Annotated in this window: 22 protein-coding genes; 14 read left to right on the top strand and 8 right to left on the bottom strand. The window is 36.3% G+C overall.

Annotated features, from left to right (window positions below):
- The first annotated feature begins 145 nt into the window (after positions 1-145).
- The 3 genes from AC1M86_RS04510 to AC1M86_RS04500 all read left to right on the top strand — a co-directional run bounded on the left by AC1M86_RS04510 (position 146) and on the right by AC1M86_RS04500 (position 2,566).
- On the top strand, positions 146-1,084 hold the full coding sequence (locus tag AC1M86_RS04510; RefSeq protein ID WP_481607348.1) for a DUF4760 domain-containing protein: 939 nt from the start codon (positions 146-148) through the stop codon (positions 1,082-1,084).
- Between the two features lie 142 nt (positions 1,085-1,226).
- Positions 1,227-1,718 carry a hypothetical protein gene (locus tag AC1M86_RS04505; RefSeq protein ID WP_035267803.1) on the top strand — a complete coding sequence of 164 codons (492 nt, stop codon included), beginning with the start codon at positions 1,227-1,229 and terminating at the stop codon, positions 1,716-1,718.
- Positions 1,719-1,963: 245 nt separating this feature from the next.
- Positions 1,964-2,566 (top strand): nitroreductase family protein, encoded by a 603-nt coding sequence (locus AC1M86_RS04500; RefSeq protein ID WP_481597086.1) that lies wholly within the window; start codon positions 1,964-1,966, stop codon positions 2,564-2,566.
- Between the two features lie 49 nt (positions 2,567-2,615).
- On the opposite strand, the gene AC1M86_RS04495 is transcribed toward AC1M86_RS04500, so the two are convergent.
- The 4 genes from AC1M86_RS04495 to AC1M86_RS04480 form a co-directional block, all read right to left on the bottom strand.
- On the bottom strand, positions 2,616-3,824 hold the full coding sequence (locus AC1M86_RS04495) for an MFS transporter (protein WP_481607347.1): 1,209 nt from the start codon (positions 3,822-3,824) through the stop codon (positions 2,616-2,618).
- Positions 3,821-4,270, bottom strand: a complete 450-nt coding sequence (locus AC1M86_RS04490; RefSeq protein ID WP_481590973.1) for a MarR family winged helix-turn-helix transcriptional regulator — start codon at positions 4,268-4,270, stop codon at positions 3,821-3,823. The genes AC1M86_RS04495 and AC1M86_RS04490 overlap by 4 nt, the downstream gene beginning before the upstream one ends.
- 100 nt (positions 4,271-4,370) lie before the next feature.
- On the bottom strand, positions 4,371-4,925 hold the full coding sequence (locus tag AC1M86_RS04485; protein ID WP_481607346.1) for a thermonuclease family protein: 555 nt from the start codon (positions 4,923-4,925) through the stop codon (positions 4,371-4,373).
- A gap of 140 nt (positions 4,926-5,065) precedes the next feature.
- Entirely contained in the window at positions 5,066-5,980 is a 915-nt protein-coding gene (locus AC1M86_RS04480) for a LysR family transcriptional regulator (RefSeq protein WP_481607345.1), read from the bottom strand.
- An 89-nt stretch (positions 5,981-6,069) separates the two neighbouring features.
- Here AC1M86_RS04480 and AC1M86_RS04475 point away from each other — a divergent pair, with 89 nt between their 5' ends.
- The 4 genes from AC1M86_RS04475 to AC1M86_RS04460 are packed head-to-tail and all read left to right on the top strand — an operon-like array spanning position 6,070 to position 9,930.
- Complete coding sequence (locus tag AC1M86_RS04475; protein WP_481607344.1) at positions 6,070-7,311, top strand: acyl-CoA dehydrogenase family protein; 1,242 nt, start codon at positions 6,070-6,072, stop codon at positions 7,309-7,311.
- Positions 7,312-7,338: 27 nt separating this feature from the next.
- The gene (locus AC1M86_RS04470) at positions 7,339-8,460 is read left to right on the top strand and encodes a phosphotransferase family protein (RefSeq protein ID WP_180027838.1); all 1,122 of its coding nucleotides are present in this window, start codon (positions 7,339-7,341) and stop codon (positions 8,458-8,460) included.
- Positions 8,457-9,155: a histidine phosphatase family protein gene (locus tag AC1M86_RS04465; protein WP_035267788.1), complete on the top strand. Its 699-nt coding sequence runs from the start codon at positions 8,457-8,459 to the stop codon at positions 9,153-9,155. Before AC1M86_RS04470 ends, AC1M86_RS04465 begins: the two co-directional genes overlap by 4 nt.
- 31 nt (positions 9,156-9,186) lie before the next feature.
- Positions 9,187-9,930 (top strand): SDR family oxidoreductase, encoded by a 744-nt coding sequence (locus AC1M86_RS04460; RefSeq protein WP_481607343.1) that lies wholly within the window; start codon positions 9,187-9,189, stop codon positions 9,928-9,930.
- Positions 9,931-9,954: 24 nt separating this feature from the next.
- On the opposite strand, the gene AC1M86_RS04455 is transcribed toward AC1M86_RS04460, so the two are convergent.
- Positions 9,955-11,331, bottom strand: a complete 1,377-nt coding sequence (locus AC1M86_RS04455; RefSeq protein WP_481607342.1) for an alpha/beta hydrolase-fold protein — start codon at positions 11,329-11,331, stop codon at positions 9,955-9,957.
- A gap of 147 nt (positions 11,332-11,478) precedes the next feature.
- Between AC1M86_RS04455 and AC1M86_RS04450 the strand changes: the two genes are divergently transcribed.
- Both AC1M86_RS04450 and AC1M86_RS04445 read left to right on the top strand, forming a co-directional pair.
- Positions 11,479-12,201: an SGNH/GDSL hydrolase family protein gene (locus AC1M86_RS04450; RefSeq protein WP_481587907.1), complete on the top strand. Its 723-nt coding sequence runs from the start codon at positions 11,479-11,481 to the stop codon at positions 12,199-12,201.
- Between the two features lie 13 nt (positions 12,202-12,214).
- Positions 12,215-12,802 carry a uracil-DNA glycosylase family protein gene (locus AC1M86_RS04445; protein WP_481607341.1) on the top strand — a complete coding sequence of 196 codons (588 nt, stop codon included), beginning with the start codon at positions 12,215-12,217 and terminating at the stop codon, positions 12,800-12,802.
- 29 nt (positions 12,803-12,831) lie between these two features.
- Here AC1M86_RS04445 and AC1M86_RS04440 read toward each other — a convergent pair whose 3' ends face one another.
- Both AC1M86_RS04440 and AC1M86_RS04435 read right to left on the bottom strand, forming a co-directional pair.
- Positions 12,832-13,269: a hypothetical protein gene (locus AC1M86_RS04440; RefSeq protein WP_481607340.1), complete on the bottom strand. Its 438-nt coding sequence runs from the start codon at positions 13,267-13,269 to the stop codon at positions 12,832-12,834.
- Positions 13,270-13,359: 90 nt separating this feature from the next.
- The gene (locus AC1M86_RS04435) at positions 13,360-14,838 is read right to left on the bottom strand and encodes a phospholipase D family protein (protein WP_481607339.1); all 1,479 of its coding nucleotides are present in this window, start codon (positions 14,836-14,838) and stop codon (positions 13,360-13,362) included.
- Positions 14,839-15,039: 201 nt separating this feature from the next.
- Here AC1M86_RS04435 and AC1M86_RS04430 point away from each other — a divergent pair, with 201 nt between their 5' ends.
- Positions 15,040-16,149 (top strand): S-(hydroxymethyl)glutathione dehydrogenase/class III alcohol dehydrogenase, encoded by a 1,110-nt coding sequence (locus AC1M86_RS04430; RefSeq protein WP_481607338.1) that lies wholly within the window; start codon positions 15,040-15,042, stop codon positions 16,147-16,149.
- A gap of 40 nt (positions 16,150-16,189) precedes the next feature.
- Here the strand turns inward: AC1M86_RS04430 and AC1M86_RS04425 are convergent, their stop codons facing one another.
- Positions 16,190-17,395, bottom strand: coding sequence for an amino acid aminotransferase (locus tag AC1M86_RS04425; protein WP_481607337.1), 1,206 nt, complete (start codon positions 17,393-17,395; stop codon positions 16,190-16,192).
- Between the two features lie 244 nt (positions 17,396-17,639).
- On the opposite strand from AC1M86_RS04425, the gene AC1M86_RS04420 reads away from it, so the two are divergent.
- The 4 genes from AC1M86_RS04420 to AC1M86_RS04405 all read left to right on the top strand — a co-directional run bounded on the left by AC1M86_RS04420 (position 17,640) and on the right by AC1M86_RS04405 (position 23,691).
- On the top strand, positions 17,640-18,401 hold the full coding sequence (locus AC1M86_RS04420) for an alpha/beta fold hydrolase (RefSeq protein ID WP_481607336.1): 762 nt from the start codon (positions 17,640-17,642) through the stop codon (positions 18,399-18,401).
- A 383-nt stretch (positions 18,402-18,784) separates the two neighbouring features.
- Positions 18,785-20,920, top strand: a complete 2,136-nt coding sequence (locus AC1M86_RS04415; protein WP_481607335.1) for a sensor domain-containing protein — start codon at positions 18,785-18,787, stop codon at positions 20,918-20,920.
- A gap of 409 nt (positions 20,921-21,329) precedes the next feature.
- A complete protein-coding gene (locus AC1M86_RS04410) occupies positions 21,330-22,367 on the top strand; it encodes a 3-deoxy-7-phosphoheptulonate synthase (protein ID WP_481607334.1) in 1,038 nt (345 codons plus the stop codon).
- Between the two features lie 160 nt (positions 22,368-22,527).
- Positions 22,528-23,691 carry a PilT/PilU family type 4a pilus ATPase gene (locus AC1M86_RS04405; RefSeq protein WP_035267499.1) on the top strand — a complete coding sequence of 388 codons (1,164 nt, stop codon included), beginning with the start codon at positions 22,528-22,530 and terminating at the stop codon, positions 23,689-23,691.
- The last annotated feature ends 3 nt before the right edge of the window (positions 23,692-23,694 follow it).

Here is a 23,694-nt window from a genome sequence, read left to right as displayed (position 1 = left end):
GACCTTTCATACGTCACTTAAGGCTTTTATAAAGGAGACAATCATGAATAATTATAAAGCTCGTCTAATCCTTGAAGAAGGCTATGGATTAGGTTGAGACTCATTTAAATTTGTGTAATAAAGCATCCATTAGGGTGCTTTATTTTTGAGTAAAATAAAATTGAATTACTTTTATACTTATCTTTTGATTATTGCATATGTCACTGTAATTGCTTATTTTTATATTTATCGTAGAGATAATTTCTTTATTAAGATTAGAAGTAGTAATCAACTCCTTCTCATCTTAATTTTATTAGGTATCACGTTTGTAGAAATATTAATTTGGAAAAGTTTTTTTGAAGATTATAAATTTCTAAATTTTGATATAGAAAATACAGATGGGCAGTTTAAAACGACAGCATTAGTTACGGTTTTAGCAGCTATAGCTGCCGTTTTTGGTTGGATTTTTACTTCAAGGGTGCAAATTATAAACACTATAAGAAGTCATTCAGTACAAGTATTGATGAATAGTAGGAATTCTACTGCGTATATTGCTAAGGTTGATATTGCAACCAAAATAAGAAGGAATTTGGGGAAGGATCAAAACGTAGAGTCGAAAGATAAAGTGCAATTGACTAGAGAAAAATTTAATTCATTGGAAGATGAGGAAAAATCGGCTGTAACATATTTATTAAATTTTTTGGAATTTGTAGCAATTGGAATCAGACATAACAACTTAGATGAAGAATTAATAAAAAGTAGTTTCAAATCAATACTTAAAGCTAATTACAACCTCTTCCAACCTGTAATTGAATATTTAAGAGAGATTGATAGTCCTAAAATTTACAATCAACTCGAAATTTTGCATAAAAGGTGGGAAGAGAACAAAGAACCAGAATGTATCAATTGTAAGCAAGGTATTGATGATGAAGTTCAGAATAGAAAGAAACATAAATTTAATAATCTTCGGAACATTACATTAACAATTTTAACGGGCTCAGGGTGGCTAATAATGATAGCTATCATGAGATTAATAGAGAAATTAACGAAATATTCAACGGAGGAAGATTTATTATGCGATAACTGTAAAACATTAAAAAAATAAGTAAAAACTTCATCACATAGTCATGTAATTATTATGAGATTGATTAACTCGTCACAATTGTTAAAATACACATTGCTTTTAATTGCTGTTGTATCAAAGTTCTTATCTTAGACTTAAGACAGCCAATCTACGGAAATTTTCAATGCTCGATATATATTTAACAGATGTTCAAAAAAATGTTCAATTTCAAGATTATCCAGGTGAACATCCTGTTAAATTTATTCTTAACTTTAAAAAAATCTTCCCAAGTATCATGGAATTACTACTTCCTGTTCTGCCTAAAGATGAAAATCTAGAAGACATGACGTGGGAATCAACAACAAAAGATTTTGAAACGTTCAAACTTCTACTGACAGGTTGGGGTGTTATTGAACTGCGTCTAAATGCCATTACACAATTCAAAAATCGTGAATTTGCAGATCAGCTAGTAAAAACTGCTCAACAAAAAAGAGCAAAGTTTTCTAAAGAACAACCTAAGCTCAGTACGGTAGATTTAGACTATTTGTTCATGCATGAAGTTCATACGGCGATTGATGCTGAATTAGTAGAGTTAGGTGAAAAATTCTATTTGCCAACCTTACGCTCCCTATGGAAAAACCAAGTATCGGCTCAGGTTCTTGAAGCTAAATTTTAAGCTTACATATGCCAAGAAAAGCCCTCTATCATGGAGGGCTTTTTACTATTGGGTAAAAAAAATACGAATAAAATCAAATCTTCGAATTAGGGTTCAAAATGGATAGATGTTGGTCTGATAAATGCTTAATGTAACACTACAACATATTTGATTTGTTGAATATTTAATCTTTGGTTAAGTATTTCTAAAGAATTAAAGGTCAGAGTATCGTATTTCCCCGAGGAAATACCAAAGGATTTCAGAAAATGTCGAATCAATTTTTAGATTTAATTCAAAAACGCCGTACGATTTATGCTTTAGGAAAAGCAGTTGAACAATCTCCTGAGTACTTAACAGATCTTATTCAGAATGCGATTAAACAAAGCCCATCATCTTTTAACTCTCAATCTTCACGTGCGGTGATTTTATTTAACGCTGAACATGAAAAGTTTTGGGGCTTTGTGAAAGAGAAGCTAAAGTCATATGCGAAGGACGAGGCGAGTGCAGCAAAAACTTCTGCAAAAATGGATAGCTTTGCTGCAGGCGTAGGCACTGTATTATTTTTCGAAGAAATGGATACAATCACTGACTTACAAGAGAAATATCCTTCGTATGCGGAAAACTTCCCAATTTGGGCGGAACATTCAACAGCAATGGCACAGTTTGCGGTTTGGACAGCTTTACATACAGAAGGTTTAGGTGCAAACCTTCAACATTATAATCCGATTGTAGATGATCAAGTCCAATCTGAATGGGCTGTACCGGCTTCGTGGAAACTACGCGCACAATTGGTATTTGGATCTAAAGAAGGAGAGGCTTTCGATAAAGGCTATATTGACGACGCCACACGTTTTAAAATGTTTAAATAAAATATGGAAAAGCACTCATTGGAGTGCTTTTTTTAAACCCATAAATAGCCTAAGCAATATTCACATTTCTAACTTTATTCCCATGTAATACATAATATAAGACAATGCAAAATAAAGTACCCATAGCACTATATAAATAGAGTTGTTGGTAACTGATCAAATCTAAAGCTAAACCTAAGAAATAAGGACCGAATCCCAAACCTGCATCTAAAAAGATAAAATAAGTTGAGGTTGCAAATCCCATTCGTTCCAAACTAGTACTTTTTACTGCTATTGTTTGGCAAATTGATTGGATATTACCGTATCCTAAACCTAATAATCCTGCGCAAATCAACAAAAGACCCGAACTGTTAGCTTGGCTCAACAAGAAGAATGCAAGTGCCATAATGAGAAAGGCCGGATACATAATTATATTTTCGCCTTTCTTATCCATCAGTGGTCCTGTAATAGGACGAGAGAGCAGAATTGTTAACGCATAAATGAGAAAGAAAAACGATGCTGCTTCAACCAGATCGATTTCTTTGGCATAAAAGTTAATAAACGATAGAACACCAGAGTAGAAGAGGGAGCTTACCAACATGATCAGAGCAATGGGTAAGGCGCTCTTTTCAATATACTGAGATAGAAAACTATTTTGAGTATGTGCCTGATCAGGTATAGACGAAACCTGATGCAATTGAGGAACTTGAATAAATAATGCTGTAATTAAACATAAAACCGCAAGGATTGAAGATAGGGAAAAAATAATGTTGTAACTGACATGAAGCATTAGCCAGATTGCCAAAAATGGTCCAATTGCAGTTCCTAAAGTACTACTCATACTGTAGTAACCTATACCTTCACCACGACGAGTTGCTGGAATAATTTGAGCGATAATTGTGCCAAATACGGTGGAGGCAACCCCCATCATAAAGCCATGCAAGAATCGAACGATTAATAAAGTTCCAACCTCTAAATGGAGAAAATAAAAGCCTGAAAATATCAGAAATCCAGTGAGTCCGACCAGCATGGTGACTTTAGAACCGAATTTAACGAGGAATTTAGCCACCAATAAACGACCAATCAGTGTACCCACAATAAAAAGTCCTGATACTAAACCAGCCTGCGCCGTCGTCGCTCCAAGTTCTGCTATCGAAAATCCCACAATGACAATAACAAGAAGATAAAAAGTCAGTACCAATTGAAAGTTAATTAAACTGACCAAAATAAAATTACGTGTCCAAAGAGGCTGATCAACCTGATTTGAGGAAATACTCATAACTCCTCCACAATATTTAAGCTTTTATCACGCTCTAAAATAGACAAAAACAGTTGAAGAGTCTCAGCACTTTGAGCAATGTCTTCAGGATTTACTTGATTCAAAAACTGTTGTTCAAATTGATCAATCTGAATTGTACAAATTTGATAAAGATCTCTACCTTTTTCGGTTAATTGAATTAATTTTTGGCGTTTATCAGATGATTCTAAAAACTGAATAACATCTAATTTATGTAAAGTATTAATGCGTTTTGCAATTGATGGTTTCGAAACATTGAGTTCATGAGCCAAATCAATTGAAGTGATGGAGTCATGATCATAGATATGATAAATCAACTGCCACATTGAATAGTTCAGTTGGTATTGAGCCAAGATATCATTTAAACGGTCACTAAAGAGTCGCGCACTTCGCAGCAATACGACACGGAATTTGGGAGAGTTTTGCATATAGTTAACCAAGCTAACTAGTTTGTTGGCTTGAATTTACGCTCAATTATTAGACGAATCAAGCGTAATGCACTTATTGATAATCAGGGTACTGAAAATATTAGTTTTTTTGTTTTCTAAAAGTACTTGGTCGAATAGGACGGGTCCCGCGCCAGAGACCTCGTTTATTGCGTTTTGCATTATCTTGTAGCGAGATCATATATTTTAATTGCTTTGGATCACGTATGTATTCTTCGTAAACCCACGCACCACCACGCCTCACTAATTCTTCATTCATATTCTTGCGATAGCGGTAGACCACACCCACGCAACGTCCATAACGATCTATATCCGTGATTTTTACACGAACAATTTTACCTTGAACCATTTTCTTAACTAAGCGTTGGGATTCAAGCCCGTAACTTTGATTAGATTCAGGCGCATCTACAAAAGCAAAGCGTAATTTAGTTTTAGAACGCCTTAAATTCAAACGATGGCAGGAGAGGGTGTCACCATCACTCACCGCTGTAACACGGCACCAATAAGTTTTTCCTTTTTTAAAAGGTTTAAATACTTGAAGAAGATAAATTCTTACTTGTCTAAAAATGATAAGAAGTAATAAGCATAAAATCGCACCTAGCCCAATAAGCCATGATGCAGGGAGTTGATCAAACATAGAAAACACAAGAGAAAACAAGCCTTAATATGATAAATCAACTCGAAGTGAGTGTTTGATTCAATATTGAACAGATGGTGTTCACACAGATTTTCAACTAAATAGCCTAAGTTTTATCATCTATCACCGCCACAAATAGCCTAAGCAAAAATTTTATTAATTTCTGAAATTAAATACTGAAACTTTTGATGTGATGCTAATTGTGAATTCCAATAAATTCCCATTTTCATTAAAGGAAATTCAACAGGGAGTTCAGAAATTTTTAAATCTTGAGGTAATTTCAAATTTTTTAAAATACTAAAAGGTAAGGTTAACAATGTGTCAGGATACTCCTTCAAAATTTGTAGTGCTGTTGAGTAATGTTGACAGCGTAAAAAAATATCACGTTGAATATTCAACTTTTTAAAATGTAAATCTTCAATAAGCACACCAGAATGCCTTGATGAAACACCAATATGTTGGGCATGTTTGTATTGTTCTAAATTTTCGATGGTTGTCAAACCACATATGACAAAGCGATCATTCACTAAAGCGTTAAAATAAATTTTCTCATCAACTTTCTGTTGAAGATCGACCACTAAATCAAGTTGCTGTGATAATAAATCTTTTGTCCAGTTAGTTCGATCTAACTTGATACTTTGAAACCGTGTCGCTAGTCCTAAATCACGAAAATGACGAATTAACTGCGGAAAAATTAAAGGCTCAATTTCATCATGAATTGCTATACGAATAGATTGAATCGTCAGTGGATCAAAAGATATATGATGAGTCGAGATATGCTGAATTGCGATTAATGTTTCTTTTATTCGTGGATAAATTTGATGTGAAAAGGGTGTCGCAACCATCTTTATACCACTTCGGATAAAAAGATCATCTTTCAATTGTAGTCTTAATCGCTGTAAAGCATGACTGGCTGCAGATTGTGTAATACACATCAAATTTGCGGCTTTGCTGATACTTTGATGTTCGTATATCGCAATAAATAATGGATATAGATTGATATCAATGTGTGAAAAAGCGCTCAGGTCCACAGATTCCTGATGAATTCTATTCATAAAGTAATATTTAAATAAATCATTTTATTCATAGTAGATTTCAAGCTATGTTGATGTAAAGCGTGACGAGAATATAGTTTGAGGGATTAATGTTTGAATTAACGGAAAAAGCTAAACACTTTTACGATTTAGCACAACGCTTTATTCAAGACGAAATAGAGCCTATAGAACAAGAATTTTGGCATAAAGTTCATCAATTAAATCCAAGTGATGATTGGACATCATGGACGTGGCCAGCAGAACTTGAAGTACTCAAACAAAAAGCTAAATCACAAAATCTGTGGAATCTTTTTTTACCAGACCCAGAATTTGGTCAAGGTTTAACAGTTCAAGAATATGCACACATTGCTGAGTTAACTGGCCGTAATTTATTGGCTCCTACAGTTTTCAATTGTAATGCGCCAGATAGCGGTAATATGGAGTTAATTTGGCGTTATGGCTCAGCACAACAAAAAGAGCAATGGTTAAAACCTCTTTTAGACGGAAAAATTCGATCCGTATTTTGCATGACTGAACCAGAAGTTGCTTCTTCAGATGCAACGAATATGCAAGCCACTGCTGTAATTGAGGGAGACGAAATTGTTTTAAATGGACGCAAATGGTGGTCGTCAGGCTTAGGCGATCCTAATGCAAAACTCATTATATTTATGGCACATACACCAGACGCAAATAAAGGTCGACATCAACAACATTCAATGGTTTTAGTTCCAGTTGAAACTGAGGGCGTGAAAATTGAAAGAATGTTACCTGTATTTGGTGATTATGATGCGCCACACGGTCATGGAGAAGTAACCTTTAATAATGTTCGTGTTCCAGTCACTCATTTTATTGGTGGAGCAGGTCAAGGGTTTGAGATTGCACAGGGGCGACTTGGTCCAGGACGTATTCATCATTGCATGCGTTGTATCGGGGCTGCTGAGAAATCATTGGAATTAATGATTGATCGTGGAATGCAAAGAAAAGCATTCGGCAAGGAAATTTTGAAACTTGGTGGTAATTTGGAAAGAGTCGCGGAAGCACGTGTTGCCATCGATCAAGCACGTCTTTTGACCTTATATGCGGCATATAAAATGGATAAACTGGGCAATATGGCTGCACTCACTGAAATCTCTGCAATTAAAGTCGTTGCACCTAGTGTTTTGGAAAAAGTTGTCGATATGGCAATGCAAATTCACGGCGGTGCAGGTCTATCTAGAGATACGCCATTGACAGGTTTTTTTGCACAAGCGCGTGCATTACGTTTGGCAGATGGGCCAGATGAGGTGCATAAAGGCATGATTGCAAAATTGGAACTTGCGAAACGTGGTTTTTCAACTCGTCATTCTCAATAAGATGAGCACTCGATTTAAGGAAGAAATATGTCAGTTATAGATACAGCAGGGCAAGTCAGACGTGGTGAAGAGCTCGATATCGTTTCAGTCACAAACTGGTTAAATCAAAATGGCGTGGAAGTGATTGAGCCTGTAGAAGTTACACAATATTCTGGTGGAGCTTCAAACTGGACATACCGGCTCAAATATAGCAATGCAGATCTGATATTAAGAAGACCACCCGCAGGAACCAAAGCCAAATCTGCTCATGATATGGTTCGAGAACATAATGTTCAGAAAGCTTTAAAAGATCTATATCCAGTCGTGCCCAAAATGCTGGCATTATGTCAGGATGAATCTGTACTCGGATGCGATTTTTATGTGATGCAGCGAATCGAGGGAATTATACCAAGGGCAAAGCTTCCACCAGAACTAAAACTCACTGAATTTGATGTGCATCAGCTTTGTATAAATGTTTTAGATAAATTGATTGAATTGCACCAAGTTCCTTATCAAGGAACAGCACTTGAGCAAATTGGAAAAGGTGAGGGTTACTGCCGTCGTCAGGTCGAAGGTTGGGACAGTCGCTACGACAAAGCCCATACCATCAATGTGCCGACCTTTAAGTTTGTACGAAATTGGCTTAAAGACAATATTCCTGAGGATTCAACCAACTGTATTATTCACAACGATTGGCGTTTTGATAATGTCATTTTGAATCCTCAACAGCCTACTGAGGTCATCGGGGTGTTGGATTGGGAAATGGCGACAATTGGTGATCCACTTATGGATTTAGGATCAGCCTTAGCATATTGGGTTGAAGAAAACGACAATATGATCTTTAAATCGACACGTCGACAACCTACACATCTTAAAGGCATGTTTACACGTAAAGAAGTTGTGGATTATTACCTAGAAAAAACAGGACTAAAGCCATCTAACTGGACGTTCTATGAAGTTTTTGGGATCTTTAGATTAGCGGTCATAGCACAACAAATTTATTATCGTTATTACCATAAACAAACGGATAATCCTGCATTTAAGGATTTTTGGATTGTGATTCATGCATTACATATTCGTGCTTTAAAACTCATAGGTATACAAAAGCTTGAAGCGAATGAAATTGCAAAAACTTATCTCGCAAAATTACAGGATATTCTGCCAAGATGACGACAATATATTTGGTCAGACATGGTCAAGCTTCATTTGGTGCTGAAAGTTATGATCAGCTTTCTCAGAAAGGTGAAGTTCAAGCACGTGTGTTGGGGCAATATTTTCAAAAGTTAATACAAGAGCAGCCCTATGTATTAGCTGGCTCGATGAAACGTCATCAGCAGACGGCGGATATCTCTTTGAATGAGTGTTTTCCTGACAGTCATATTGATATCGATCCACATTGGAACGAGTTCAATCATCAACAAGTGTTTGCAAAATATGAACCACGTTTTGCAGATCCTGCATTACTTAAAAAAGATGTTGGTCAAGCGGTAGATCCTCGTGCCTATTTAGGAAAAATTTTTGAAGGTGCAATTCAACGTTGGACTAAGGGGGATCATCATCATGATTATGATGAAAGCTGGCCTCAATTTCAGCAAAGAGTACTTCAAGGCTTGAACAAACTATGTATACAACTTGAAACAGAAAAACCTCGCTATGCCGTGGTTTATACGTCTGGTGGTGTTATATCTGTTGTTGCAGGGCATTTACTTGGTTTAAGTGCAGACAAAACTTTTGCATTGAACTGGGCAATCACCAATACCAGTTTTACCACCTTAAGATTGGTTGGTACAGAACCACAATTACTCAGTTTAAATGAACATCATTATTTAAAAGAACAAGATCGTGATTTGCTCACTTGGATTTGATCAAGGCTATATGCCATAGAGAGAAAATGGAATGAACAAAACTATATTAATTACAGGTGCAAGCTCAGGTATCGGTGCTGGGATGGCACAAGAGTTTGCAAAAAAAGGATATAACCTAGCGATCTGTGCACGTCGTTTAGAAAGGTTGTATGCTTTAAAAGATGAAATAGAACAACGCTATCAGGTAAAAGTAAGTGCGAAGGTATTGGATGTCACGGATGATGAGCAAGTCTTCAGTGTATTTAAAGAGTTTAAAGATGAGCTAGGCACTATCGATCGAGTGATAGTCAATGCTGGTGTGGGCGAAGGACGTCGTATCGGTAAAGGTAATTTTGCGATTAATAAAGCAACAGTTGAAACTAATTTTATTTCTGCGATGGCACAATGTGAAGCAGCGGTCGAAATTTTTAGATCTCAAAATTCAGGACATTTAGTTGTAATTTCGTCGATGAGTGCTTTGCGTGGTATGCCAAAACATCTTACAGCTTATGCTGCCAGTAAAGCGGGAATTGCGCATTTAGCCGAAGGGATTCGAGCTGAACTTATTGGAACACCAATTAAAGTTTCAACGATTTATCCTGGTTACATTCGAACTGAAATTAATGAAGGTGCTGGAAAATTACCTTTTGAGGTCGATCAAGCCACAGGATCACGACTATTAGCTGAAGCAATCGAAAAGCAACCAGTCAAAGCATATGTACCAAAGTGGCCATGGTTGCCATTGGGTTTTGCAATGAAGGTTTTACCGCTTCAGCTCGTCAATAAGCTGAGTTAAAAGAACGTCTTATAAATCCCACATTTAGTGGGATTTATTTTTAAAGAAATATTTCAAAGCATCTTGTATGACGATTTGCCAAACGGCATATGAATGTCCGCCTATATATTGTTGATAGTGAACATTGTGTCCCTGATCGACTAAATCCTGAGCGACAATCGGAGAGGTTTCTAGAATGCTTAAGCTATTATTTTGTCTCGAATATTCATAGCTATTGGCTGAAATATACCAATTGAGTTTCTTTGTATTGTCTAATGTTGAAGCTCTGATCAGTTTACTCATACCATTGATTGTATCATTTGGATCAGATTTCCACCAAAATGAACCAGAAAGTGGCACGACGTGACTAATATCATTGGATGTTTTTAACGCCAAATAAGCAGAACTCAGACCACCTAAACTTGAACCCAATAAGACTGTTTTGTTGTCATCACGTTGGTATGGCAAATGTTGACTGATCCAAGGCAATAATTCTTCTTGAAAAAACTGTGTGTATTCTGGATTGGGGCTAAGTTCTTTAGCACGTAATTGATCATTAGGATGTCCAACAAAAACAGCCTGTATAGGTGGGAGTTGCTGTTGTTGAACCAACTGATCTAATATCTGGGGAACTTTAACTAAATGCGCATATTGCTCACCATCAAAAAAAATCAGAGTGATATATGATTTTCCGACTTGAGGTGGAGTTGCATAAATCTGAATAAGACGATCATTTCCCAAAACTTTACTTTTCAACACGGATGAAACTAATTGTTTTTCACTTTTTTCAGCCATTTGAGTTGGATCAATAAAATTGGGCGCTCGACTGAGTTTTGCGATATTTTCATTCCTCAGCGTGGTATTCGTTTTTAAGGCAATGTTTTTAGAATCAAACCACTTATGAGGATTGAAAGGGTCGAGTTGTTGTACCTTTAAAATAGATCGACGCTGATCTCGTGATTCTTTTAAATTTGGGTTTAAATGTGGACAGTAATTTGATAAATATCCATCGATATTCGGTGAATCCACAGCAAAACTATAACTTCCGATAAATCTTGAATCGACAATACTTTCTTTAAACCAAATATCAGTACCTTTAAGTCGAGTTAACCACTCATGATCATTACTCGGACCACCGATTAATCGCACATTGTGTTTTGCACCACGATATAAATAAATGACACGTTGGTGTGTTTCATTAAAATCTTCAATTATTGGGGTTTGATTTTTACGAATTTCCGACCAAAATTGATCGAGGAGATGATTTTTTTGATCAGGATACATCTGAATCTGTTTTTGGATTTGTTGAAGCACCTTACTTTTAGCATCCATATCCTCACATACAGGGGCATAGGATTGAGTGCTGACTTGTAATGAATGATTTACAGAGAGATCAGCACTTACTGCGGAACTCACTAACATCAATATACAAAAAAATTTGATAGGATGATTCATGGATTTTAGCTTTGAATTAATTATGTAAATGATAATTATTTTCAATAATAAATAGCAATGAAAATATCAAAAAATCGTTTAAAATAGGAAATATCAAAACCTAAAATCAAATACATGTTTCTTAAATTAGCGACAATCGCACTCATTCCAGCTTTACTTGTGCAAGGCTACCAAGTCAAGAAAAATACACCTCGTTTAGCAGAAGCTTTGGGGGAAAGAAATGGTTTGGTTGGTAATGGCCCTCAAATATCAATTTTAATTTTAGGTGATTCAGCTGCTGCTGGTGTGGGTGTGCAATTTCAAGAAGATGCGCTAAGCGGAACATTGTTACAAGAACTAAGAGATCATTTTCAAATTCGCTGGTCATTAATTGCAAAAACTGGAAATCGTACTTCAGATGTAATTCGAACTATACAGGCTATTAATAACGATCAGTTTGATATTGTAGTAACTTCGATAGGGGTCAATGATGTAACACAGCTCATCTCACCACAAAAATGGATCTGCCTACAAGAACAATTATATTCACTGATCGCTGAGAAATTTTCACCCAAGCTCATTATCGCGACTGGAGTTCCACCGATGAATGAGTTTCCTGCATTACCAAATCCTTTAGCTTGGTTGTTTGGAAAATATGCCCATCAAATGAATGTTGAATTGGAAAATTGGATTGAACCACAACCAAAATTTGAATTGGTTAAATATGATTTGGATGAGTATAAACAACTCAATTTGAAGATGGCTGAGGATGGATTTCATCCAAGTAAAGAAATCTATCAGCTTTGGGCAAAAAAAATTAGTTCGATTATTCAAAATCACTGTAGATCGAAAAGTTAGACCGAAATTTGATATGAGTGATATCGAAACACATCCACTTGAGCCATTTGTACCTCAACAAGCCAATTTGCTCATGCTTGGCAGTTTTCCTCCGCCGAAAGCAAGATGGAAAATGGATTTTTATTATCCGAATTTTCAAAATGATATGTGGAAAATATATGGGTTGATCTTTTTTCAAGACCCGCATTATTTTCTAGACCGTGAAAATAAACAATTCAAAGAGCAAATGCTGAAAGATTTTCTAAATGAGTTGGGCATTGCAATATTTGATACAGCCTATCAAATACGGCGTTTGAAAGACAATGCCTCAGATCAATTTCTAGAAATCGTTACACCGACAGATATGTTTCTATTGCTTAAAAAAATTCCATATTGTCGAGATATTATGACCACAGGTGATAAAGCAACTGAGACCTTATTAAAGTCAATGAATGCATCTGTACACACTAAAGTTAAAATGGGTACAATCGTGGATCTGCAATTTGATAACAAAGATATCCGAATTCATCGTATGCCATCTTCTTCAAGAGCTTATCCTTTAGCTCTTGAAAAGAAAGCCGAATACTATCGTGAACTTTTCCAGTCAATTGGATTAATTTAACAACCTGTTAAAGTCAATTGAGATGCTTATTACACATCATAATCTACATAATCCCACAAGTTTAAACGTGATTTAATTTCTTTACGAATATATGGAAGCATATTGAGTAGAGTACCATCAATCCATAAAGATAATGCTTGAGCAGATAATTCTTGTCCTTCTTCATCAACTAAGCGGGCACCCTTCACAATCACGAGCGTTTGTTCTGAGACAGAGGTTTCAATGCCTTTAAACAAAACTTGTAACTCATGACCATTGTCTAAAATTAACCAAGCCAATTCAATTTGAACATTATGGTTAGATTTTAATGTGATAGAACCTTCAACTAAGTCTTCATCAGTAAGGCAATCATAATCAACACTAATTTTAGCTAAATACCATTCATGCTGAGATAAATCTTCAAGTGATAAAAAAGGGGTGAGTATGTCGTTCAGATTATACTGTCGACTAAGATCAAAAAATTGCATGGGAGTAGAGTAGAACCAAGGGTTCAAAAAATAAAACGTGAATAATAATGCAATTTATCCTGGTTGTACAAACCAGTCACAACAAAGAATTTACATCATCCATTCGATTGGGAGATAGGACAAAGACTTGAACATAAATCTCTGAAAACGAGTCGTTTCAGGGTCATGATCATGTATTAACTTTTCTTCACCTCGTTGTTCTTCCCATCTTAAGTTTTGATGTGCATCCAAATGTAGTTGATAGGCAACTTTGGGAAGATTTTCATCTAAAGATTGAGATATCTCTGTTTTAAAATCGGCTGACTCAATGATCAGTCCAAGTTCAGTATTCAAATACGCTGAACGTGGATCAAAATTGAATGTTCCAATAAAAACTTTATCATCTACAGTAAAAAATTTAGCATGAAGCCGCGACGCATTTTTTCCTTTCGCAGGAATAACATTACCCGTCATAATTTCATACCAAGTCCGATCAGACCGTTCAATATAAGGTTTAAACTCGTAAAGTTTTACATCTGACCTTAAGAGTGAGGTTCGATATTTTTGATAAAATGCATGAACAATCGGGACATCATTTGCCAAATATGAGTTTGTTAAAACTCGAACTTTGACATTCTGCTCACTCAATTGTTTGAGTAAAGACTCACCATGAACAGTAGGAACAAAATAGGCAGACACCAAGTTTATTTCTTGAGCAGGTTTCCCCATAATGGATTTGAACTGATTAAACAGCAGTTCATGAGATTGAGCTTTCGCTCTGATTTTATTGGGGCTGTCTGCAACAAAATGAGCTTTAGACCAGCGAATAGGATGTTTTTTTAAATTTTCTTCTAAAAAACGTTCTGCTTGATCAATACGTTTTTTAGTTTCAGCACCTTGAAAATTTTGCTTGGTTGAATAATGCGATCTTAAATGCGCTAATTCTTTTTGAGACTCAGGAATTATTTGCTGAATATCATAACTCAGCTCATCATTCCAAAATTGGTGAAACACCGTGTTTGCAGCTGAAACTGATTGACCTGCAAATAAAATATCCATATCCGCGAATTGAAAATTGTCACTGGCATCAAAATATTCATTACTGATATTACGCCCCCCAGTAACAGCAATCGCTCCGTCAGCAATAATCAGTTTGTTATGCATTCTATGATTGACTTTATTAAAGCGAAACACGTAATCCAAAACTCTAAAGCTGCGAAATTTGTAGGGATTGAATAGCTTAATTTCGATATTAGGATGTTCAGACAATGCGCTTAAGGTCGAGTCTAGTTGAGTGCCATTTTGATCATCAATTAACAGTCGAACCTTCACATTTCGATCAGCTGCTTTAAGTAGGTCAGACAATAAATGCTGACCAATCACATCATTTTCCCAGATATAGTACTGTAAGTCTATCGTATGTTGCGCTTCACGTATTAAGTGAACACGTGAGGCCATACTCATAAAAGGATCATGAAGTGGTAAAAATGCGGTTAAACCTTGTTCAATATTGCGTCTTGTTTCTGGTGTATTGCTGAGCCAAAGTGTGGTATGAGGTTGGATTGGGGCTTGTTTTATACTTGTATTCATCGCCAAATTACATCCAGTTAAAATAAAGAATGTGAGTAAACACAATATATGTCGCAACATAAGCATCAAAGCTGTCGTTCCTAAATCTTATTGTTCAGTTGTATGGCTATAATATCATCAATCAAATAGTTGAATGTTTTTATCAAAAGCGGTTACTGTAACTTATCTTTTAAATCTTAATTTACAAAGGAAGTTTTCATCATGAAATCTCGTGCAGCGGTGGCATTCGGTCCAGGTCAGCCATTACAAATTGTTGAATTAGATGTTGCTCCACCACAAGCTGGTGAAGTATTGGTGAAAATTACGCATACAGGTGTTTGTCATACAGATGCATTTACACTTTCTGGTGAAGACCCAGAGGGCGTATTCCCTGCGGTACTTGGTCACGAAGGTGCAGGTATTGTGGTTGAAGTTGGTGAAGGCGTGACCAGTGTAAAACCAGGTGATCATGTCATTCCACTTTATACTGCAGAATGTGGCGAATGTTTGTTCTGTAAATCAAATAAAACAAACTTATGTGTCTCTGTACGTGCCACTCAAGGTAAAGGTGTTATGCCTGATGGAACGACTCGATTCTCTTATAACGGCGAACCTATTTACCATTATATGGGGTGTTCAACATTCAGTGAATACACAGTTGTTGCCGAAGTATCGTTAGCAAAAATTAATCCTGAAGCAAACCCTGAACACGTTTGTTTATTGGGTTGTGGCGTGACGACTGGTATTGGTGCGGTTCACAATACTGCAAAAGTACAGGAAGGTGATACTGTTGCTGTGTTCGGTTTAGGTGGTATTGGTTTAGCAGTTGTTCAAGGTGCTAAACAAGCCAAAGCTGGCCGAATTATTGTAGTGGATACTAATCCAGAAAAATTTAAATTGGCTGAGCAGTTTGGTGCTACAGATTTCCTCAATCCTCAGGACTATGATCAACCTATTCAACAAGTCATTGTAGAGATGACTGGCTGGGGTGTTGATCATTCATTTGAGTGTATCGGTAATACAAACGTAATGCGCTCAGCGCTTGAATGTGCACACCGTGGTTGGGGGCAATCTGTCATTATCGGTGTGGCTGGTGCAGGTCAAGAAATCTCAACTCGTCCATTCCAATTAGTGACTGGACGTAAATGGATGGGTACAGCATTTGGTGGTGTAAAAGGTCGTACTCAATTACCAAAAATGGTTGAAGATGCGATGAAGGGTGACATTCAATTAGAACCTTTTGTTACTCATACTATGGGGCTAGAAGACATTAATAAAGCCTTTGACTTAATGCACGAAGGTAAATCAATCCGTACAGTTGTACATTTTTAATTGGGCAATAAAAAACGGGCGATATGCCCGTTTTTTGTTTTTAAGCGGTAGCTTTCAAAACTTCTGCAATTGATTCAGCCACATAATCAATATTATTCAAGTTTAATCCTGCTGCGCACATACGGCCACTACGGACTAAATAAATACCATATTTATCTTTCAAAATATCCACTTGTTCGCCAGTCAAACCTGTATAACTGAACATACCTTGTTGTTTTACTAGATAGCTAAAGTCACGTTCAGGCAGAGCCGCACTCAATTTAGCATTTAACAATTCACGCATTTTAATAATACGTTCACGCATTTCTTGTAATTCAGCTTGCCATTGAGCAGTTAGATCTGCGTTGTTTAACACGTTTTCAACCAACAATGCACCTGTGCTTGCTGGACTAGAATAAATACGGCGTACAGTTGCTTTTAATTGTCCAAGCACTTTTTGAGCAGTAGCTTGATCATCACAGACAAATGTTAAGCCGCCGACACGCTCACCATACAGTGAGAAGATTTTTGAGAATGAATTACTCACAATGAAATTCATACCTGATTTATCTAAAGCACGAATAAGGTATGCATCTTCTTCAAGACCTTTACCGAAACCTTGGTAAGCGATGTCAAGGAATGGAATAAGATCATTCGTCTTAAGTACTTCGATCACTTGATCCCATTCTGCTGGCGTTAAATCTGCACCAGTTGGGTTATGGCAGCAAGGATGAAGCAAAACAATACTTTTTGCTTTTAGTGTTTTTAATTCCTCAAGCATTGCTGGAACGTTAACGCCATTTGTATCAGCATCAAAATAAGGATAGAAATGAGATTGGATACCAGCGCCATTAAAAATTGCGATATGATTATCCCAAGTTGGCTGACTTACCCAGATATCTGACTCAGGAAAATATTTTTTCAAAAAATCAGCACCGACTTTAAGTGCGCCTGAGCCACCAAGTGTCTGAATCGTGACAGCACGACCATCTTTACGTGCTTGACTATCAGGACCTAAAACTAATGTTTGAGTCGCTTCGTTATAAGATTTCAAACCATCCATTGGTAAATAAAGTTTAACTTTATCGTTGCTCGGTTCAATATTTTTGTACGCAGCTTTGACCGCATTTAACTGAGGTACAATACTGTCTTCGTTATAATATAGACCAATACTCAAATTCACTTTTTGAGTACGCTCATCTTTACTATATTCTTCCATAAGTGAAAGAATAGGGTCACCTGCATAAGCATCTACATGATGAAACATGGTCTAAATTTCCTAAAATGTTCAAAGTAAAAAGTTTAATCGGATAATATATATAATTTCTGCACGATCACAAGATCGAATTACAGGACTAATTTTTATAAAACTCAATACTTTTACTTATAACCGAAATTTTTTAATTGTCTTTAATATGCTGAATTATATAAATAAAAATTAAATTAACACTAAAATACAAACTCAACTGTTAGAATTTGAATCACATTTTTAAAGCTATTTGAGTATATACATGCGACTAAATGCTGAGATCACCAAATCAAATGCGAATCAACGTCAACCTGCTCTTGTTCTGATTCATGGTCTTTTTGGTAGTTTATCGAACCTCGGCATGCTCGCGAGAGCATTTCAGGAAACGCATGATGTCATCCAAATTGATTTGCGTAATCACGGTTTATCACCTCATTCTAATCAAATGAGTTATCAACTCATGGCGCAAGATGTTGTAGAAACTTTAGATGATATGAATGTGCAACAATTTCACATCATTGGTCATTCGATGGGGGGGAAAGTTGCCATGCACTTAGCAAACCTCGTACCACATCGAGTAGTTAAGTTGATTGTACTTGATATGGCACCCGTCGCTTATCAAAAATCTCATCATGATCAAATTTTCAAAGCTTTAGAAGAAGTTCAAAAAGCTCAAGTTGTTTCGAGAAAGGAGGCAACCGAGTTGATGCAGAAATATATTAATGAAATTGGCGTTATTCAATTTCTGCTCAAATCTTTCCGCAATGGACAATGGCTATTCAACTTAGATGCACTTAAACAACAATATTTTCAGATTTTGTCATGGGAACGTCTTAATCCACAATCGAATGAAACTTTGTTTTTAAAAGGAGAATTATCCGATTATATTAATTTTGAGCGCGATAACGATCTTATTCGGTTCCAATATCCTAAAGCTAAATTTGTGACGATTGATGGCACTGGACATTGGTTACATGCAGAAAAACCAAGTGAGGTTATCAAAAACATTAAAGATTTTTTATAATAAATTAATAATAAGTTTAGATTATTTTTATATTAATCTATACCCACTTAATATAAGTAGGTATTTTTTTAATTAAAATCGGAATTATTTAATTCTAAGATGTCGAATTATCAAATCGATTCATTATTGTGTCGTATTTCATTATTTTTTATGCATTTTGTCTATTTAATATTCACAAGTGATAAAAATTATGTATCATGCAGAAATGGTATTTGTATTAATTTAATCCATTTAAGTGTTATTATTATCACGTATTTTAAAATTAATGATGATTAATAATCATTATTAACGAAATTTAAATACTGATTAATTAAATTCTAAAATTTTACGCTGATTTTTGTATTCGTCATTTTGATGGGTTGTTATTTTCGAATAGGTGAACTATGAGCATTCTGGATCTGAATAGAGCTGATCATTTACAGTCCAAAGCTGTGCCTTTGCATCTAACGCTGTCAGATGACTTTAAATTTGCACTCGATTTACTGCCCAATTTGATTTGGGTCAGTCACACCAACTCAGGGTATTGTAATCTCGCACTTAAACAATATATCGGTGCGGATACGCAAATCTTACGTGACGTAGACTGGCTTAAATTTGTTCATCCTGATGATGCTGAACATCTTTATCAGATTTGGAATGATGCTCAAAAAAACGGTCAGAAATTTGAAAAAGAGTGTCGTGTAAAAAATAAATCAGGTGAATATCTTTGGTTCTTAATGCTTGCTGAACCTAAGGTGATTCAATCCAACCAGCAAAATTGGATGATAAGTTGCACAAATATCCATGATCGTACAATCAAAATGCGTGAAACTGTTGAGGCCTTGCGTGCGAATACAGATATGCTCGATGTCAGCGTAGACTGTATAAAAATTATCACACCAGATGGCAAGCTTGAACACATGAACAAATCTGGATGCATGGCATTACTGGGTCAAGAGCGTGTTAAGAAATTTGGAATGGATTGGTTAACGCTGTTACCACCTGAAGTACGTGAACAGGGGGCAAAAGCGATTAAAACAGCAGCTCGAGGGAAGAATGCCCGTTTTGCGGGGATGAGCACACACGGCGATACTGTGATGTATTGGGATAATATTTTAACACCTGTGCATGATGAACAAGGAAATACGACCAGTATTCTCTGTGTATCACGTGATATTACCCGTCAACGTGTTGCCGAAGCTAAACTAAAAATCAGCAGTGAATATGATGATCTGACTGGTCTGATGAATCGTCGTGCCTTCAAAAATAAATTAAAAGCGGCGATTTCACAAGCAAATCGTGAAAAAACACTTATTGGTATGATGTTTATTGATCTCGATCATTTTAAAAACATTAACGATACTTTAGGTCATCCTGCTGGAGATCATCTACTTAAAGTCTTATCTAAACGTCTGCAAAAGAGTTTGGATCGCAAGTGTATTGTTTCACGTTTAGGTGGAGATGAATTTGCAATTATTGTCTCAGGGATGACCTCAGAAGAAGAATTACATCAAACCACACAGAAAGTGCTTAAACAAAATATTGCCCCCATTACTTATGCAGGAAAAGTGATTAATAGTGGGATGAGTATTGGATGTGCCATTTATCCTAAAGATGCTCAAGATGTATTCGGATTGATGAAATGTGCGGATACCGCTCTAAATGATCTTAAAGAAAAAGGTCGTGGTGGGTATCGTATGTATGATGACGAAATGTTTGCACTTGCTGAAAAGAAGATGCAACAACTTGATACTGCTCGCTATATCATACAGGACAATTTAATCGAACCGTATTATCAACCTAAGGTTCGCTTAGATAACTGTCAGCTAATCGGATTTGAGGCTTTGATGCGTTGGCATGATACACAGCAGCAACTTCATTATCCAGCTTCAATCTCAGAAGCGTTTAACGATTATGAGCTGGCCAGTAAAATCAGTGAAATCATGCATCAAAAGATTTTCAGTGACATGGCAGATTGGATGTCTAAGGGCGTTCAACTTGTACCGATCTCAATTAATGCCTCTCCAGTTGAATTCATGCGTGACAATTATGCAGAATTGTTGATTCAACGTTTAGAACGACATCAAATTCCTGCTCATTTAATCGAGGTTGAGATTACAGAACATATTTTGTCTGAGCGTGGAATAGAATTTGTGATTCGAGCACTACAAAAGCTCAAAAATTATGGTCTTCGAATCTCATTGGATGATTTCGGAACCGGTCATTCTTCAATGACGCATTTAAGAGATTATCCTGTCGACTGTCTCAAGATTGATTATGCTTTTGTGAATCGAATGAATGAGGAGAAGTCAATCAATTCAATTGTAGAGGGCATTGCTAAGCTCGGACCTATTCTGTCATTGGATGTGATCGCAGAAGGTGTCGAAACATGCCAACAGCTCTTAAGTCTTCAGGATGTTGGCTGTGCATATGGTCAAGGCTTTTTATTTAGCCAAGCGATTTGTAAGTCTGAGGCTGAGCAACTGATGCTCAAACAAGTATGTGCTATAAAAGATTGGCTTCCTACAGATAGGCAATAAACCATTGATATATTTGAGTTATGATTGATATAACAATATTTTTTATATAAATTGCTTGTCAATCAGTCTATTTATGCGTATTTTACTTTTAAGGGTTATATTTTAGATAATTTGATGAAAACGACACACTTGATTACTAACGCTTATTATTATTTTTGGCAATTTAACATCTAGTTGCCTAGACGCGTTCGGGCAACAAAAATGTTGCCCATCAAGTTTATACCTGATTGGCAACACCAATCAGGTTTTTTTTCATCTCAACAAATATAGGAGCATCTCATGAAAACATTGAATACTTTTTATTTTAGCAACGGTTATTGGTTCTATTTTAGTCAAGAACAAAACCCAGCCAATAGACACCTCACGCTCAAATAAAAGATAGGGCAATTGCTGCCCAAAGGAATTCAAGATGAATGCAATTAATTCTCAGCTTATAACCACAGCTCAACATACTTTAGAAAAAAAATTAAGCTTACCATTAGAACTAAAATCAGCTTTACCAGTTAGTCCGATAGTTTCACTTCAAATTCGTCAACATCGCCAAACAATACAAGACATTTTAGCAGGTCATGATCCACGTTTATTGGTCATTACTGGTCCATGTTCGATTCATGATCCTAAAGCAACCCTCGAATACGCACAAAAATTAAAACAACTGCAAGAACAAGTCAAAGATCAGATTTTCATCGTGATGCGTACTTATATTGAAAAACCTCGCACCACTGTAGGATGGAAAGGCTTCTTGTATGATCCAGATTTAAATGGTTCAGCAGATATGCAAAAAGGACTTGAACAGTCTAGATCACTCTTCATTCAAATTGCTGAAATGGGTTTGCCGTTGGCCACAGAAATCTTAAGCCCAATGGCAACAGGATATTTTGATGATTTGATTTCATGGAGCGCGATTGGGGCGAGAACAAGCGAATCGCAAATTCACCGTGAAATATCTAGCCATATGCCTTATAGCATTGGGTTCAAAAATGGTACAGATGGATCAATCCAAATTGCATTGGATGCCATTCAGTCCGCTTCACAACCGCATCAATTTCTTGGTTTAAGTCAAGATGGTGGTCCAAGCATTTTATCTTCAAAGGGTAATCCGCACGCACATTTGATCTTACGTGGATCGAATCAGGGTACAAATTACCAATTCGCTGAAATTAAAAAGATTCAAGAAAACAATAACCATGTATTACCAGCTTTGATTATTGATTGTAGCCATGGGAATAGTGCTAAAAATCCATTGAATCAACCTGCTGTATTAAAGCAAATTGTGAATGAACGACCTCAAACACAAGTCCGTGGCGTCATGCTAGAAAGCTTTTTAGTCGATGGCAATCAGAAAATTTCTGATCACATGACTTATGGTCAATCAGTGACTGATGGATGCTTGGGTTGGTTAAGTACAGAGCAATTGATTTTGGATGTTGCTCAACAACTCTCCTAATATAATTCGTAAAAAAGAACCCATGAAATATGGGTTCTTTTTTTTGCCTTTAAGATTTGAATGTTTGTTCAAAGCATTAAATATTTGATGAAACAGCTGAAATAACCTTATATTTCTATTAGTATTTTAAGTATTTAATATTTATAACTTGGGGAAATTAATGTTCAGTAATGAATTACTTAGCGAAGCTCGGCAATTCATGTTCAGATTGCTTAAAAGCGTTTTTGAACATGAGGGATCAGATTTATTTATTTCAGCTGATTTTCCTCCAAGTATGAAACATCAAGGTTCAATGAAGCCTTTAAGTTCTCAAGCTTTGACTGCAGAAAAAACAAAACTATTCGCTTATAGCTTAATGAATGAAAAACAAAGAGCAGAATTTGAGAGTGAATTAGAATGTAATTTTGCCATTAATGTCCCAGATGTATCGCGCTTTCGCGTGAATGTTTTTCAACAGCAACTTAATGTAGGGATGGTCATTCGTACCATTACCTCTGAAATTCCAAACTTTGAAAAGTTGAAATTACCAGAAACATTGAAAGATGTGGTAATGGAAAAGCGAGGTTTAATTCTAGTGGTTGGTGGCACTGGATCGGGTAAATCTACTTCACTTGCTGCCATGATTGATTACCGTAATGAGAACTCAGCAGGGCACATCATTACTGTAGAAGATCCAGTTGAATACGTGCATAAACATAAAAAATCAATGGTCACTCACCGAGAAGTCGGAGTGGACTGTCACTCATGGCATAATGCGCTTAAAAACACACTTCGTCAGGCACCAGATGTAATTTTAATTGGCGAAATCCGTGATACGGAGACCATGGAGCATGCGATCGCTTTTGCAGAGACTGGTCATCTGTGCTTAGGCACGTTGCATTCGAATAATGCCAATCAAACCTTAGATCGAATTATCAACTTTTTCCCTGAAGAACGGCGCAATCAGTTGCTTATGGATCTTTCATCAAATATGAAAGCCATTATTTCTCAACGTTTAGTTCGAACTGAAGATGGTGTCGGACGTAGAGCTGCTGTAGAAGTCATGCTAAATACACCTTTAGTTTCTGATTTGATTTTGAAAGGTAACTTTCATGAGTTGAAAGAAATTATGACCAAGTCGCGAGAACTTGGTATGCAAACATTTGACCAAGCATTATTTGATTTATATAACGAAGGTGCGATCAGTTATGATGAAGCCATTCGTAATGCTGACTCTAAAAATGAATTACGTCTACAGATTAAGCTAAAAAGTACACGCGTCCGAGAGAATGCTGAAACATCTTCACAAACCTTCAGTATGTTTGATGAAGATGCAGAGAGCTAATTA

This window comes from Acinetobacter sp. ANC_7654, assembly GCF_056779855.1.
The sequence above is the reverse complement of the archived record's forward strand: the minus strand, read 5'-3'. Positions and strand labels throughout refer to the sequence as shown.

Coding starts and splice junctions, on each gene's coding strand:
- AC1M86_RS04505 (WP_035267803.1), top strand. CDS start 1,227: ATGCTCGATATATATTTAACAGATGTTCAAAAAAATGTTCAATTTCAA.
- AC1M86_RS04500 (WP_481597086.1), top strand. CDS start 1,964: ATGTCGAATCAATTTTTAGATTTAATTCAAAAACGCCGTACGATTTAT.
- AC1M86_RS04495 (WP_481607347.1), bottom strand. CDS start 3,824: ATGAGTATTTCCTCAAATCAGGTTGATCAGCCTCTTTGGACACGTAAT.
- AC1M86_RS04490 (WP_481590973.1), bottom strand. CDS start 4,270: ATGCAAAACTCTCCCAAATTCCGTGTCGTATTGCTGCGAAGTGCGCGA.
- AC1M86_RS04485 (WP_481607346.1), bottom strand. CDS start 4,925: ATGTTTGATCAACTCCCTGCATCATGGCTTATTGGGCTAGGTGCGATT.
- AC1M86_RS04480 (WP_481607345.1), bottom strand. CDS start 5,980: ATGAATAGAATTCATCAGGAATCTGTGGACCTGAGCGCTTTTTCACAC.
- AC1M86_RS04475 (WP_481607344.1), top strand. CDS start 6,070: ATGTTTGAATTAACGGAAAAAGCTAAACACTTTTACGATTTAGCACAA.
- AC1M86_RS04470 (WP_180027838.1), top strand. CDS start 7,339: ATGTCAGTTATAGATACAGCAGGGCAAGTCAGACGTGGTGAAGAGCTC.
- AC1M86_RS04465 (WP_035267788.1), top strand. CDS start 8,457: ATGACGACAATATATTTGGTCAGACATGGTCAAGCTTCATTTGGTGCT.
- AC1M86_RS04460 (WP_481607343.1), top strand. CDS start 9,187: ATGAACAAAACTATATTAATTACAGGTGCAAGCTCAGGTATCGGTGCT.
- AC1M86_RS04455 (WP_481607342.1), bottom strand. CDS start 11,331: ATGTTAGTGAGTTCCGCAGTAAGTGCTGATCTCTCTGTAAATCATTCA.
- AC1M86_RS04450 (WP_481587907.1), top strand. CDS start 11,479: ATGTTTCTTAAATTAGCGACAATCGCACTCATTCCAGCTTTACTTGTG.
- AC1M86_RS04445 (WP_481607341.1), top strand. CDS start 12,215: ATGAGTGATATCGAAACACATCCACTTGAGCCATTTGTACCTCAACAA.
- AC1M86_RS04440 (WP_481607340.1), bottom strand. CDS start 13,269: ATGCAATTTTTTGATCTTAGTCGACAGTATAATCTGAACGACATACTC.
- AC1M86_RS04435 (WP_481607339.1), bottom strand. CDS start 14,838: ATGAATACAAGTATAAAACAAGCCCCAATCCAACCTCATACCACACTT.
- AC1M86_RS04430 (WP_481607338.1), top strand. CDS start 15,040: ATGAAATCTCGTGCAGCGGTGGCATTCGGTCCAGGTCAGCCATTACAA.
- AC1M86_RS04425 (WP_481607337.1), bottom strand. CDS start 17,395: ATGTTTCATCATGTAGATGCTTATGCAGGTGACCCTATTCTTTCACTT.
- AC1M86_RS04420 (WP_481607336.1), top strand. CDS start 17,640: ATGCGACTAAATGCTGAGATCACCAAATCAAATGCGAATCAACGTCAA.
- AC1M86_RS04415 (WP_481607335.1), top strand. CDS start 18,785: ATGAGCATTCTGGATCTGAATAGAGCTGATCATTTACAGTCCAAAGCT.
- AC1M86_RS04410 (WP_481607334.1), top strand. CDS start 21,330: ATGAATGCAATTAATTCTCAGCTTATAACCACAGCTCAACATACTTTA.
- AC1M86_RS04405 (WP_035267499.1), top strand. CDS start 22,528: ATGTTCAGTAATGAATTACTTAGCGAAGCTCGGCAATTCATGTTCAGA.